Annotated in this window: 13 protein-coding genes; 10 read left to right on the top strand and 3 right to left on the bottom strand. The window is 53.9% G+C overall.

Features of this window, described 5'->3' with window-relative positions:
- Positions 1 to 11: 11 nt before the first annotated feature.
- Entirely contained in the window at positions 12 to 1,253 is a 1,242-nt protein-coding gene (locus BN2106_RS05390) for an aminopeptidase (RefSeq protein WP_050697531.1), read from the bottom strand.
- A gap of 294 nt (positions 1,254 to 1,547) precedes the next feature.
- On the opposite strand from BN2106_RS05390, the gene BN2106_RS05385 reads away from it, so the two are divergent.
- The 4 genes from BN2106_RS05385 (at position 1,548) to BN2106_RS05370 (ending at position 5,544) form a co-directional block, all read left to right on the top strand.
- Positions 1,548 to 2,318, top strand: a complete 771-nt coding sequence (locus tag BN2106_RS05385) for a DeoR/GlpR family DNA-binding transcription regulator (protein ID WP_050697530.1) — start codon at positions 1,548 to 1,550, stop codon at positions 2,316 to 2,318.
- The gene (gene pfkB, locus BN2106_RS05380; RefSeq protein WP_050697529.1) at positions 2,315 to 3,217 is read left to right on the top strand and encodes a 1-phosphofructokinase; all 903 of its coding nucleotides are present in this window, start codon (positions 2,315 to 2,317) and stop codon (positions 3,215 to 3,217) included. The genes BN2106_RS05385 and pfkB overlap by 4 nt, the downstream gene beginning before the upstream one ends.
- Before the next feature lie 32 nt (positions 3,218 to 3,249).
- Positions 3,250 to 5,169, top strand: coding sequence for a PTS fructose transporter subunit IIABC (locus BN2106_RS05375; RefSeq protein ID WP_050697528.1), 1,920 nt, complete (start codon positions 3,250 to 3,252; stop codon positions 5,167 to 5,169).
- Positions 5,170 to 5,286: 117 nt separating this feature from the next.
- Positions 5,287 to 5,544 carry an HPr family phosphocarrier protein gene (locus BN2106_RS05370; protein WP_050697527.1) on the top strand — a complete coding sequence of 86 codons (258 nt, stop codon included), beginning with the start codon at positions 5,287 to 5,289 and terminating at the stop codon, positions 5,542 to 5,544.
- A gap of 62 nt (positions 5,545 to 5,606) precedes the next feature.
- Here BN2106_RS05370 and BN2106_RS05365 read toward each other — a convergent pair whose 3' ends face one another.
- Both BN2106_RS05365 and BN2106_RS05360 read right to left on the bottom strand, forming a co-directional pair.
- On the bottom strand, positions 5,607 to 6,134 hold the full coding sequence (locus BN2106_RS05365) for a GNAT family N-acetyltransferase (RefSeq protein WP_050697526.1): 528 nt from the start codon (positions 6,132 to 6,134) through the stop codon (positions 5,607 to 5,609).
- Between the two features lie 33 nt (positions 6,135 to 6,167).
- Positions 6,168 to 6,650, bottom strand: coding sequence for a GNAT family N-acetyltransferase (locus BN2106_RS05360; protein WP_050697525.1), 483 nt, complete (start codon positions 6,648 to 6,650; stop codon positions 6,168 to 6,170).
- Positions 6,651 to 6,824: 174 nt separating this feature from the next.
- Between BN2106_RS05360 and BN2106_RS05355 the strand changes: the two genes are divergently transcribed.
- The 6 genes from BN2106_RS05355 to BN2106_RS05330 all read left to right on the top strand — a co-directional run bounded on the left by BN2106_RS05355 (position 6,825) and on the right by BN2106_RS05330 (position 13,214).
- Complete coding sequence (locus BN2106_RS05355; protein ID WP_050697524.1) at positions 6,825 to 7,667, top strand: AIM24 family protein; 843 nt, start codon at positions 6,825 to 6,827, stop codon at positions 7,665 to 7,667.
- Positions 7,668 to 7,826: 159 nt separating this feature from the next.
- A complete protein-coding gene (locus BN2106_RS05350) occupies positions 7,827 to 10,184 on the top strand; it encodes a YceG family protein (protein WP_050697523.1) in 2,358 nt (785 codons plus the stop codon).
- 3 nt (positions 10,185 to 10,187) lie between these two features.
- Positions 10,188 to 11,324: a toxic anion resistance protein gene (locus BN2106_RS05345; protein ID WP_050697522.1), complete on the top strand. Its 1,137-nt coding sequence runs from the start codon at positions 10,188 to 10,190 to the stop codon at positions 11,322 to 11,324.
- Positions 11,325 to 11,384: 60 nt separating this feature from the next.
- On the top strand, positions 11,385 to 11,963 hold the full coding sequence (locus tag BN2106_RS05340; RefSeq protein ID WP_050697521.1) for a TerD family protein: 579 nt from the start codon (positions 11,385 to 11,387) through the stop codon (positions 11,961 to 11,963).
- 25 nt (positions 11,964 to 11,988) lie between these two features.
- A complete protein-coding gene (locus BN2106_RS05335; RefSeq protein WP_050697520.1) occupies positions 11,989 to 12,597 on the top strand; it encodes a TerD family protein in 609 nt (202 codons plus the stop codon).
- 44 nt (positions 12,598 to 12,641) lie between these two features.
- Positions 12,642 to 13,214 carry a TerD family protein gene (locus BN2106_RS05330; protein WP_050697519.1) on the top strand — a complete coding sequence of 191 codons (573 nt, stop codon included), beginning with the start codon at positions 12,642 to 12,644 and terminating at the stop codon, positions 13,212 to 13,214.
- Positions 13,215 to 13,279: the final 65 nt, after the last annotated feature.

Genomic DNA, 13,279 nt, shown 5'->3' with positions numbered 1-13,279 from the left:
GCTTCTTTTTATCATTCCGGAAGCGCAAAGTTCCCGTTCCGGAACACCGGTATTTCTCCGCCGTCGGGCAAAATTCCGGCAATCTGCATATCTTCACTGCCAAACATAAAGTCGCAGTGCTCTTTGGAAGCATTCGCGCCAGCCGATTCCAGCTCTTTCCGATCCATTGATGCGCTGCCCTCGATGTTTTCCGGATAGGACGCCCCCAATGCCAGGTGGCAAGATGCGTTTTCATCGAAGAGCGTTGTCAGGAACAGGATGCCGGAACGGGAAATCGGGGAATCATAGGGCACCAGCGCAACCTCACCCAGGTACGCGCTGCCCTCGTCAAACTCCACCAGGTTTTTGAGCGCATCCACGCCTTTTTCCGCACCATAGTCCACCACCTTGCCATTTTCAAAGGCAAACCAGAAGTTTTCAACCATTTTGCCCTGATAGTTCAGCGGTTTCGTGGCATATACTTTTCCGTCCACATGGTATTTGTCGGGCGCGGTAAACACCTCTTCCGTAGGCATATTCGGCGCAAAGACCGCGCCGTTGTCCGCTTTGGAACAGCCCCCTTGCCAGACATGCTTTGGCGCAAGTCCGACGGTCAGATCGGTTCCCTTTCCATTGGTAAAATGCAGCGCACGGAAGTGAAACTGATTCAGCCTGCGGCTGTGATCCATCAGGCTGTCCTCATGGGCGCGCCACTCGGCAACCGGGTCGTTGTCCTCGGATATGCGAACCCCCGCCAGTATCGCCTTCCAAAGTGCGTCGACGGCGTCCGCCTCTTTCAACTCCGGAAAAACCTTTTGCGCCCATGCGGCTGTGGGGACCGCAACAATACTCCATTGTCCATGGTTTGCCATGGTATAGGCTTCAAACTTTTCAAAGGCGTGCTCCTGCGCGATGCGCACCGCCTGCAGTTTTTCGCCGGGGATATGTCCCAGCAGGCCGGGTGTACTGGATTTTATGTGCAGAAAACAGCATTTTCTATCAATATTATTCTGTTTTTGTTCCACCCGCCAGGGAGCGATTTCCGTCAGCGTATCCTGCTCTTCATATTCATAACGGAGCCGGTCGGTCTGCTCATCCATCCAGTTGACCTGTACTTCCCCCGCACCGGCACGGTATGCTTCTTCCACGCACAAACGCGCAAATTCCGCGCAGTCTACAGGGGTATTCAAAACCATCAGCTGGCCCTTTTGCACATTGACGCCGACGCGTACCGCCAGCTCCGCATATTTTCTCAACAACTTTTGTGAAATCATTGCAATCTACCTCTTTTCCGCCGCAGAGTCATCTGCTTCATTCCTGCTTATCATATCCGATTTCTGGTAAAAATACAACCGACGTGCAGAAAACTTTGTATATCTCCCGTCTTTTCCGGTCATAATCAGTCATTGGCAAATCACTTTCCGTCATACTAACCAAAATGCAGATAACAAAGCAAGGGATCTGCTGTTTTACACAAAGCTCATGACCGATTTTCGTCACTTTTCTGATTGAATTTGATTGACTATGACTGTTTTTGGCTGTATTATAAAGTCAAAGGAAGTGATACCATGCTGACAGAAGAACGGCATGCGGCCATTTTAAAAATGCTGGAGGAAAAAAAGGCGGTCTCCGTGATAGAACTGACAGAGCTGCTGCACACCTCAGAATCCACCATCCGGCGCGATCTGACCATGCTGCACCGGATGGGCCGGCTGAACAAAGTACACGGCGGGGCAACCGCCATCAGCGGTATTCTGAAAGTGACGGAGGACGAAACCGCTGTCAAACACAGCCTTCACGTTGAGGATAAGCACAGCATCGCGCAGTATGCCGCGTCCCTGGTCAATAAAAACGATTTTGTCTTCCTGGACGCCGGAACAACCACAGAATTGATGATCGACTACCTGACAGAACAAAATGCGGTTTATGTGACAAACGGCATTGTCCATGCGCGCAAGCTGGCACAAAAGGGCATGAAAACACATGTGATCGCCGGAACCATCAAAGCGGTGACCGAAGCAATCATCGGCACGGAGGCGGTCCACAGCCTGCAGCGCTTCCGCTTCTCGGTCGGATTCTTTGGGACAAACGGCGTCAGCTTGCAGGCAGGCTATACCACGCCGGACATCGACGAAGCCCGCGTTAAAACCGAAGCCATGCTGCACAGCAACCGCTGCTTTGTTTTGGCAGATGCGTCCAAATTCAACCAACTGTTTTCCGTGACCTTTGCGGAGCTGTCCAGCGCGGAGATCATCACCACTACCCTCTCCGAAAAGCAATTCGGCACGCGCACCAAGGTCATTGAAACCATCCCCGGAAAGGAGACTATCTCCACATGATTTACACCGTGACATTCAATCCATCCCTCGATTATATCGTGCACCTCCCCTCTTTGGCGCTCGGCAGCGTCAATCGTACGGAAAAAGAGGAGCTCTATCCCGGCGGTAAGGGAATTAACGTATCCATTATGCTGCGAAACCTCGGCGTTGAAAGTACCGCGCTGGGTTTTATCTCGGGCTTTACCGGGACGGAAATCAGCCGCCTGCTGGACCAAAACGGATGCCACACCGATTTCATCCGCGTTGCGGACGGCTTTTCCCGCATCAATGTGAAAATCAAAGCGGAGCAGGAAAGCGAGATCAACGGGCAGGGGCCGCATCTTTCTGCCGCCGATCTGTCGGCGCTGTATCAAAAGCTGAACCAACTCAACGAAAACGACATCCTGGTGCTGGCGGGTAGTATTCCCAACACGCTGCCGCCGGACGTTTACGAGAAGATTCTGGAGCGTCTCCAAAACAGAAACATCCTTGTGGTGGTGGATGCGACTGGGGACCTCTTAAAAAATGTTCTGAAGTACCGGCCCTTCCTGATCAAGCCAAACAACCATGAACTGGGCGAGCTCTTTGGTAAAGTACTGGAAACGGACGAAGAAATCATCCTGCATGCCAAAAAGCTGCAGGAACAGGGCGCGCGCAACGTCCTAATCTCCATGGCGGGCAACGGCGCAATCCTGGTGGACGAAAACGGGTCCATCTGCAAAAGCCTGCCGCCGTGCGGCAAGGTTGTCAATTCCGTCGGCGCAGGCGACTCCATGGTGGCGGGTTTTCTCGCCGGATATTTGCAGTCCGGCGACTACCGGACCGCTTTTAAAACGGGGCTCGCAGCCGGCAGTGCCTCCGCCTTCCAGGAATGGCTGGCGTCCGGAGACGACGTTCGCGCCCTTTTACAAACGCTTTGAGGACATTTGTCAGATATGAGGAGGAATACAATATGCGCATCACCGAGCTGTTAAACAAAGACGCGATGGACCTGCATGCCGCCCCCAAAAACAAGGAAGACGCCATCCACCACCTGGTCGACCTGATGATGAAATCCGGCAATATTCTCGACCGGAAAACCTATGAAGATTGCGTTTTCAAGCGCGAGACCACCGGTTCCACCGGCATCGGAGAGGGCGTCGCCATCCCGCACGCTAAAACCAGAGCGGTCAAAAAGGCCGGCCTGAGCGTGATGGTCGCACCGGACGGCGTGGATTTTGACACGCTGGACGGAGAGCCCGCGCGCCTGTTCTTCCTGATCGCCGCGCCGGATACGGAAGAAAATATTCATCTGGACGTATTGGGCCGGCTGAGCGTCCTCCTGATGGACGACGCGTTCCGCCAAAGCCTGATGGACGCAAAAGACAAAGACGCCTTTTTCCGCCTGATCAACGAGGCGGAAAATAAAAAGCTGGCGGAAACCAGACAAAAGGAAGCAGCGGCAAAACAGGCCGCGCCAGGCGCATACCGCATCCTGGCCGTCACCGCCTGCCCCACCGGCATCGCACACACCTACATGGCAGCGGAGAGTCTGGAAGAGAAGGCCAAAGAGATGGGCGTCACTATAAAAGTGGAAACCAACGGTTCCGGCGGCAAAAAGAATGTGCTGACCCGCGCGGAAATTGCCGCGGCGGACGGCGTCATCATCGCAGCGGATACCAAGGTGGATATGCCCCGCTTTGATGGCAAGCCGGTGATTCAGACCAGGGTTTCGGATGGCATCTCCCGCCCCAAGGAATTGATCGAAACAATTTTAAATGGCAATGCGCCCATTTACCACACGGAAGGCGGCAAGCAGGCCGTTGTTGAAGAAAGCAAGGAGGGCATCGGCCATCAAATCTACAAGCACCTGATGAACGGCGTCTCCAACATGCTGCCCTTCGTCATTGGCGGCGGCATCCTGATCGCGATCGCCTTCCTGCTCGATACCATTCTGGCTCCCGGCGCGGATCCCGCAAACTTCGGTATGAACTCCCCCGCCGCCGCATTCTTTAAGACGGTCGGCAACGCGGCATTTGGCTTTATGCTCCCGATCCTCGCAGGCTTTATCGCCAGCAGCATTGCGGACCGCCCGGGACTGGCGGTCGGCTTTGTAGGCGGCGCGCTTGCCAATGCAGGCGGTTCCGGCTTCCTGGGCGCGCTGATCGCGGGTTTCATCGCGGGATACCTGATGCTGGGCCTGGAAAAGCTCTGCGGCCGTCTGCCCAAATCGCTGGAGGGCACCAAACCGGTACTGATCTACCCCGTTGTCGGCATTCTGGCCATCGGCGCAATCATCACCTTTATTGTGAATCCGCCGGTTTCCATGCTGAATCTTTGGATCAGCAATTCTCTGGCGAGTATGAACGAAGCCAGCGGCGTTCTGCTCGGCGCGCTGGTCGGCGGCATGATGAGCGTCGACATGGGCGGCCCGGTCAACAAGGCGGCCTATGTATTCGGCACCGCTTCCCTGATCAGCGCCGCGGGTGATCCGGTTTCTTCCGGCGTCATGGCGGCCGTCATGATCGGCGGCATGGTGCCCCCGCTCGCCATCGCACTGTGTACGACCTTCTTTAAAAATCGTTTTACGGTCAAGGAGCGCCAGACCACGCTGACCAACTATATCATGGGCTTCTCCTTCATCACGGAAGGCGTGATTCCGTTCGCCGCCGCCGACCCGCTGCGCGTCATTCCCTCCTGCGTCGTCGGCTCCGCTGTAGCCGGCGCACTCTCTATGTTGTTTGGCTGCACACTGCCTGCGCCCCACGGCGGTATCTTCGTCTTTGCGGTGGTGCAAAACTGGCCCATGTATTTGCTCTCTCTCTTAATTGGTTCCGTGATCGCCATGATTCTGCTGGCAATTCTGAAAAAGCCGGTCAAGGAAACGGCCTGATCTATTGACCCGCCAGAATTTTCCTCCTATAATAAGGATAAGCGCATTTCCCTGTGGGGAATTTATAACCGCCCCGGTTCTGCCGGGACGCCATCAAAATGCAAGGAGATAGGAACAATGAAGGAATTTAAGTATGTAATTACCGACAATGAAGGAATCCACGCCAGACCGGCCGGCCTGTTGGTCAAAAAAGCAAAGGAATTTGCAAGCGCCATCACTCTCAAAAAGGGAGAGCAGTCCGGCGACGCCAAAAAGATCTTCTCTGTGATGGGCCTTGCAGCCAAAAAGGGCGAGGAAATCGTCGTCACCGTCGACGGTGCGGACGAAGACACTGCGGCTCCCGCATTGGAAGCGTTTTTCAAGGAAAATTTATAAGCTGAATTTTCATAGAAGCAATGGGGCGGATATGCGATGTGCATACCCGCCCCATTTTTACATTATAATCCTTTTTGGTACAGCTCAAACCGGTCCAGCCCGTAATTCGAATATCCCAGATCCACTGTATCTACATATTGAAACCCGCACTTTTTATACAGGCCAATCGCGGGGGTGTTGTGCTCGTAAACATCCAGCCGTATCGCTTTGGCTTTCTGTTCCACACTGTACCGGACGGCAAACTCCAGCAGCGCTTTCCCAACACCCTTGCCCAGGTACTGCGGATGGACGGCAAAAGTATAAACCACAAAAACTTCTGCCTCCTCCAGCTGGATATGCCAGTCGGCCTGGGAATACCCTGCTTCCGGCTCATGGCGCAGGATGACCGTCCCGGCAATTCGACCGCCGCTTCTGGCTACAAACAGAGTTCCTTCTTCTATTCCATCCTCCGCCGTTTTTCGGACGGGATAAACACCTTTGATCCAGCCGGGAAAATTCGTATGGCAGGCCAGGTAGTCATTTAAGGCATCATAGAGCTTTTCCAGTTCGTCAATATCCGCCTTTGTCCCTTTTTCAAATAACAGTTTCATCTTGTCCCTTTTCCTGTTTCTGCATCACGGCAATCACATCACTGCCGTATCACAGTACTTCTCCATCGGATACAGCCCGTCGGCATCCGCGTCCTGCGCCAGATCGCGATACCCCAGTTTTAGATAAAAGCCATGTGCGGTCTGTGAGGCGCAAAGGCGCAGGATCACCGCGCCCACTTCGCGGGCATATGCTTCCCCCGCTTCTACAAGCATACTGCCAATTCCTTTTCCATGAAGCTCCGGTGAAACAAAAACCGTCCGCAGCCAGTATTCCCGCTCCTTCTCCCAGGAGGGAAGCACACAGAGCACGCCCACCAGAACATTCTCGAGCAGCGCGACAAACATCCGTCCCTGCCCAGCCATCGCGCAGACAACTTCCGGCGTATGTTCCCGTACAAGCCGCTCCACTTCTTCCGCCGGATAGTCCCGGCTGTTGACCTCCCGCAGGTTGCGGCGGATCAGACGCACGATCTCCTCCGCGTCACCTGCTTGAAATACCCGTATTTGAATGGACATCTGCTTCCCCCGTTCCTCTGAATATGTTTATTATAGGCGGTATTCTTACAAAAGCCAAGTGAAAGCTGTTCACGATATATAAAATCTTCTGGGTTTCGCTGGCTTTTTGTCGAACAAAGCAGTATACTGCAATTTATAAGGTCTATACATTTCAATATAAAGGAGGGCATTTATATGCCGGTCAGCGCAATTGGCACCAGAGAAAACATTAAAATCATCGACACAGCCGAATATGGCAATATGCGGGTGGAGGTCATGGAATACCAGCACCTGCTGGGCTCCACCAATACATACGCCGCCATGGACATGTATTTCATGGAAAAGCAAAATATCCGTGCCCGTCAGGTCGCGGTTTATCTGAATAACGACATGGTCACCATCGAACCGGGCGCCATGAGCTATTTCCGTGGGAATCTGGAGATGGTCTCCGGCGTCACAGTAGGCAACGCTCTGGGCCGCATGTTTTCCAGCATGGTCACGGGAGAAGGCGTTGCACAGCCGGAGTACCGGGGCAACGGCATGCTGGTGCTGGAACCCTCCTTTAATCATTTCCTGATTTTGCAGCTCGACAAAGAGGAAATCATTGTAGACAAGGGCATGTTTTACTGTGCGCAGGGCAGCGTAACGGTAAAACCCATCATGCAGCGCAATGTTTCCTCCGCCATGGCGGGCGGAGAGGGTCTGTTCCAGATTTCCCTGTCCGGTTCCGGCCTGGTGGTGTTGGAATGCCTGGTCCCATCCTGCGAAATCGATATTGTCGAACTTGAAAACGATATCCTCAAGGTAGACGGCAATTTTGCCGTGCTCCGCACCGGAAATCTGCAGTTTACCGTGGAGCGCTCCGCCAAAACCCTGATCGGTTCCGCCGTCAGCGGGGAAGGCCTCGTCAACGTGTACCGTGGGACCGGCTCTGTCTGGCTGGCGCCCACCATTAAAATCTACAATACGATTTCTCAGGCCCGCGCCATGGGAACCGGCAGCACCAAGGCGATGAATATGAACACCAGCCACAGCTGACAAAAATGTATAATTTGTTAACTTTTCTTACTTTTTAGTGACAAACATGCGATCTTGTTGAGATTTTCGTCTTTTTGTAGTATAATTTTTAACAAAATACCCTTTGCAAAAACCTGAGCAGCCCCTTCCCGGGTGCTGCATACTGGAGAGTATCACAAAATGACTGGACCCGATCCACTTCAAATCTTTTTTCTCGATCTGGATAAACGCACCCCTCCCCGCCCGCTGTTTTATCGCATCATTGGAAGGGATAAAGAGGGCGCAATTGATCGCTTCATCGACCGCTACCGTACGGAAGCCACACGGGAGGGTCTGTATTTTCATACCCCTCTGTCCAATCCGCCGGAAGCGCAGATCCAGAAATTTTACGACACCATCGGAACGAACTTTTCTCCAACGCCGCAGCTTGCGGTCCGGCACTTGACCGTCTGGATGGGACAGCTCCGCCCGGCACAGCGTGAAAAAGTCGCGCATGCGATGGAGGCAACGCTGGAAGCTCTGCGCAAGCAGAACCACGCTAACGATACGATTATCCGCAACACCTATATCAAACTGATGTGTTGGATGCGTGAAACCTGCAGCCGCGTTCTGATGCATTTTTCCGAACATCTGGCCCCAAAGGTTCTCTACGAGGGAACCATTTCCAAATACGAGGTGTATTTGCTGCACCTGCTGCACCTTGCGGGCTGCGACGTCGTGTTTTTAAACTGGACGTCTGACGAAACCTATTTAAAAGCGGACCCGCATTCTGCGTTTTCCACTCCTGTTTACAATGAAATCCGTACGGAACCGGCGAAAGCGGTTCCTTCACCCGCAGCCAGACCAATTCCGGCCCCGGTTTCAAACGCAGTACCGGTGCGGCCCCGGATATCTCTGACGCGGCCCGGTACTGTTCCGTCAACCGGGGCTGGAAATCTGCGCCACAGCCTGCAGGGAATGGGCCAAACGGTCAACATCAACGGCTGGGCCAAGGACGCGGACCCATTTGAAGCGGTACTTCTGCCAAACAGCCGGCGTTCCACCACACAGCCGCCCGCGATTTGCAATCTGTTTGTCTTTACACTGGGCGCGCAATCGCGCGAGGAATACCGGAACCGGCTGTTCTCTCTGAAAAACCGTCTGGCGTCCAGCGGCAAAACCTGGGGACTGGTGGAAAACCGCATTCCCCCGCCCACCAATGAGGAAATTGCCCTGTTCCGTGACTGCAACCGCAGCTTGCCTGCCGACGCATTGGCGGAACAGCTGGCTTCCCGGCTGTTGCTGCCGTGCGGAAAACTGCCGACCATGCTGGCGCAGCGGGCGTTCCTGTCCGCCATGGACCGTTTGAATGAAACAGATTCTGGAAAATTATACAATCAGGGCGTTCGCCTTGCCTGCTGGATGCGGCGATACGGGGAAAAACTGTTTGCCGGCTATCGGGCTGATCTGCAGCCTGTTTTCCTGTACTATGGAACCATCAATACCCACGAACTCTCGCTTCTATGGGCCATGGCTTCCATGGGAACCGACGTGCTTTACTTCTGCCCCGACCTGTCCGTTCAGGCGACGCTGGGGACCAATCCGCTGATTCAGGACGCCAGGACCATTGTACTGCCCAATACCCTTCCGGTGGAGCCCTTTCCGCAGCACGAGGAACGGGTGCGGGCCGCGACCGTCGCTTATAAGGCCTCCCAGGAGCTGGACCAGATTCTTTATACGGACACCGGGATGTTCCGCAACCGGCAGTTTACCCGTTCCGTGCCGGTCACACTGAAAACGACCATCGACGAAGTCGGCATCCTGTGGAAGGAGCAGGCGCAGTTCCGCCCCTGTTTTGAAACGGAAAGCGGGGCCGTAAAGGTGCCGAATATCTTTGCCAAAATCTGCGGCGTCGACGGCGGCGATATGGAATCGTACTGGGACCGCATTCAGGATATGATCACGGACAAAACCTTCCTTGTGGACCGCGTTCCCTTTTTCAGCCAGCTTTGCGGCACAAAAGCGGCCAGTCCGGACCGGTTGCGGCAGTTTGTGCACAACGGCAAAATTGACCCCACACAGCTCAAGCGCGCCAGTATTTATCAATACGCGTATTTACCTGAGGATACCCAGGATTATATATTGGAAAAAATCCAGATGATGATCGACTGCGAAATTTTAAAAAGTCCCGGAAAGGACCTCCCCATCGCCGCTCTGGCGGTGCTGCTGAATCTGAACCAGGCACTGCTGCAGACGATCCAGGCCTTTGATTTTACGCAGCACATTCCCAAGCTGATGATCATCGACACCACGGAAAATGTATTCTCTCTGGAGGACTGCATTCTGACCGCGTTTTTGAATCTGGTCGGCTTTGACATTGCCGTCTTTACTCCGACCGGATACCGGAATCTGGAAACCTATATCAACGAAGACAGCTTTGAAATTTACCAGGCGGGCGATTTTGTCTTCCATCAGACAGCGCCCGATTTGAGAAACAGAAAGCGGGCCGGCGGTTCCTCCGCATGGCTCAGCAAATTATTTGGGAAAGGCAGGAATTAATGTATGGGACTGCAATATCAGCCGACGCGCGCCGCACAGCCGGCCGCAGCCGCACCGGAGGCCGCTGAGCCAAAGGAAATCGAGGTGTACGACGTTTCCGTACAGCGCAAAGAGATGACGGAAAAGCTGGTCAACTCCAAAGAGGTGGACGATCTGGTTTCCACCATCTGCATCAACGAGCCGCAAACCATTGTCACTTTTGGCGCCAAGGCCGCGGAGGAAATCGCCAAGTGTTCCGACACCATCCTGAACAGCGTCAACATGGCGCAGATCAACGATGCGGGCACTATGCTGACCACGCTCGGCAATATTATGGATAAATTTGATATCCAGGAGATCGCCGCCGATGAAAAGCGCGGCCTGTTCTCTAAGTTTTTCAACAACATTCAAAAACAGATCGAGCAGATTCTTGCCAAATACCACACCATGGGCGAAGAGGTGGACAAAATCTATATCCAGCTCAAGCAGTATGAAGTGGAAATCATGGAATCCAACAAGAAACTGCAAGCCATGTTTGAGGCCAACGTCGGCTACTACCAGGAGCTTGTCAAATATATTCTGGCCGGTGAGCAGGGCTTGAAGGAAATCGACCAGTATCTCGGCCAGCTGCGCGCCGATTATGAAAAGACGCAGGACAGCATGCTGCAGCTTGACTTGAACGCCATGGAACAGGCCAAAATCATCCTGGAACAGCGCGTGCAGGATCTGCGCATTGCAGAAAATGTGGCGATGCAGTCCATCCCCATGATCCAGTCCATGCAGTTCGGCAACCTGAACCTGATCCGCAAAATCAACTCCGCCTTCATCATCACCCTGCCGGTATTCAAGCAGGCGCTGACACAGGCGGTTCTTCTGAAGCGGCAGAAAATTCAGGCGGACGCCATGCAGGCGCTGGACGAGCGCACCAATGAGATGCTGCTGAAAAATGCGCAGAATACCGCGGACCAGTCCAAACTGACCGCGCAGCTCGCTTCTTCCAGCTCCATCAAGGTGGAAACGCTGGAAAAGACCTGGCAGACCATCGTCAATGGCATCGAAGAAACCCGCCGGATTCAGGAACAGGCCAGCGCAAAGCGTCAGGAAGACGCCAAGAAGCTGGAGGCAATGAAAGAGGATTTCCGCAGCAAAATCCATATGTAACGACATAAGCAACAGCAGATGCTGTTTGCATAGAAAAAACAATGAAAAGAGGACAAACATATGCCTATCAATCTTTCCAAGGGTCAAAAAGTCGATCTTACTAAAGGCAACGCCGGTCTGGACAAAATCCTGGCGGGATTGGGCTGGGACACCAATAAATATGACGGCGGCAGCGAATTCGATCTGGATGTTTCCGTCTTCATGACGGACGCACAGGGCCGCGTGGCAAAGGATACCGATTTTATTTTCTACAACAATACACAGGATGCGGCCGGCAGCGTGATTTACGGCGGCGACAACCGCACCGGCGAGGGCGAAGGCGACGACGAAACCGTCAACATCATCCTGAGCAAGGTCCCGGCGGACATTCAGAAGATTTCCTTTACCGTCACCATCCACGAGGCGGACGAGCGCGGCCAGAACTTCGGCCAGGTGCAGAACGCCTATATCCGCGTGGTGGATACGGCCAAGAATGAGGAGCTGCTCCGGTACGATCTGGGTGAGGATTATTCCATTGAGACCGCGATTGTCGTCGCGGAAATTTACCGCCACGGCGGCGAGTGGAAATTTGCAGCGGTCGGCTCCGGCTTCCAGGGCGGTCTTGCGGCGCTGTGCCGTAACTTCGGATTGGACGTTTAAATTTTTAAAGAAAGAATGTGACAATATGGCAATTTCTCTTCAAAAGGGCCAAAAGATTGATCTGACCAAAAAAGACGGCAGCCAGCTCACCAACCTGATGGTTGGACTCGGCTGGAAGGAAATGCAGCAGGGCGGCGGCTTCATGGGGCTGTTTAAGGCGAAGCAGGATGTGGATATCGACGCCTCCGTGCTGATGCTCGGCGCCGACGGTAAGCTCCACGCAAATGAAAATATCATCTACTTTGGCAACAAAGACCATTCCACCGGCTGCGTCCATCACTGCGGCGACAACTTGGTGGGCGGCAAAATGGGCGGCATGGACGATTCCGAGCAGATTTTGATCGATCTGGCGCGCGTTCCCGCGCAGATTGAACGCATCGTGTTCGTGGTCAACATCTATGACTGCGTTCGCCGCAAACAGCATTTCGGCATGGTGGAAAACGCCTATATCCGCATTGTGGACAAAGGCTCCAACGAGACCATTGCCAGCTACAACCTGACGGAGGATTACTCCGGCAAAACCGCCATGACGGTGGGAGAAATCTACCGCCACAACGGTCAGTGGAAATTTAATGCGATCGGCCAGGCTTCCTACGAGGGCGGGCTGGGCGAACTCGTGAAAAAGTACTCATAAGCGCATTCAAAACGCATCATTTTATATAAGGGAGGACATGTAACATGCCTATCAATCTTTCCAAAGGACAAAAAATCAGCCTGAGCAAAGAAGCGCCGAACCTGAAAGTAGCTCTGATCGGCCTGGGATGGGATACCAAGCAGTATGACGGCGGCGCAGATTTCGATCTGGACGCATCCGTGTTTCTGCTGGATGCAAGCGGCAAATGCGCACACGATACGGACTTTGTTTTCTACAACAACCTTTCCAGCAACGGCGTGACCCACTCCGGCGATAACCGCACCGGAGAAGGGGAAGGCGACGACGAAGCCATTACCATCGAGTTCGACAAGGTTCCGCAGTCCGTGGACCGCATCGCCGTCACCGTGACCATCTACGACGCGCCGGCGCGCGGCCAAAACTTTGGACAGGTGCAGAACGCCTACGTCCGCCTGTTGGATGTAGACAGCGGCACCGAGCTGCTCCGCTATGACCTGGGCGAGGACTATTCCACAGAGACAGCCATTGTCTTTGCGGAAATCTACCGCTACAACGGCGAGTGGAAATTCTCCGCCGTGGGTTCCGGCTTTAACGGCGGTTTGGAAGCACTTTGTAAAAAATACGGCCTGGACGTCTAATCGGGCCCATCTTTCATCTGGTCAGGCCCGTATGCCATATGGTGTGCGGGCCGCCATTTGTAACC

Origin of the sequence: Anaeromassilibacillus senegalensis, assembly GCF_001261775.1 — a bacterium.
Taxonomy (GTDB): Bacteria; Bacillota; Clostridia; order Oscillospirales; family Acutalibacteraceae; genus Anaeromassilibacillus; species Anaeromassilibacillus senegalensis.
This window is presented reverse-complemented; position numbering and strand designations above follow the sequence as displayed.

Coding starts and splice junctions, on each gene's coding strand:
- BN2106_RS05340 (WP_050697521.1), top strand. CDS start 11,385: ATGCCTATCAATCTTTCCAAGGGTCAAAAAGTCGATCTTACTAAAGGC.
- BN2106_RS05335 (WP_050697520.1), top strand. CDS start 11,989: ATGGCAATTTCTCTTCAAAAGGGCCAAAAGATTGATCTGACCAAAAAA.
- BN2106_RS05390 (WP_050697531.1), bottom strand. CDS start 1,253: ATGATTTCACAAAAGTTGTTGAGAAAATATGCGGAGCTGGCGGTACGC.
- pfkB (WP_050697529.1), top strand. CDS start 2,315: ATGATTTACACCGTGACATTCAATCCATCCCTCGATTATATCGTGCAC.
- BN2106_RS05365 (WP_050697526.1), bottom strand. CDS start 6,134: ATGAAACTGTTATTTGAAAAAGGGACAAAGGCGGATATTGACGAACTG.
- BN2106_RS05330 (WP_050697519.1), top strand. CDS start 12,642: ATGCCTATCAATCTTTCCAAAGGACAAAAAATCAGCCTGAGCAAAGAA.
- BN2106_RS05385 (WP_050697530.1), top strand. CDS start 1,548: ATGCTGACAGAAGAACGGCATGCGGCCATTTTAAAAATGCTGGAGGAA.
- BN2106_RS05355 (WP_050697524.1), top strand. CDS start 6,825: ATGCCGGTCAGCGCAATTGGCACCAGAGAAAACATTAAAATCATCGAC.
- BN2106_RS05360 (WP_050697525.1), bottom strand. CDS start 6,650: ATGTCCATTCAAATACGGGTATTTCAAGCAGGTGACGCGGAGGAGATC.
- BN2106_RS05350 (WP_050697523.1), top strand. CDS start 7,827: ATGACTGGACCCGATCCACTTCAAATCTTTTTTCTCGATCTGGATAAA.
- BN2106_RS05345 (WP_050697522.1), top strand. CDS start 10,188: ATGGGACTGCAATATCAGCCGACGCGCGCCGCACAGCCGGCCGCAGCC.
- BN2106_RS05370 (WP_050697527.1), top strand. CDS start 5,287: ATGAAGGAATTTAAGTATGTAATTACCGACAATGAAGGAATCCACGCC.
- BN2106_RS05375 (WP_050697528.1), top strand. CDS start 3,250: ATGCGCATCACCGAGCTGTTAAACAAAGACGCGATGGACCTGCATGCC.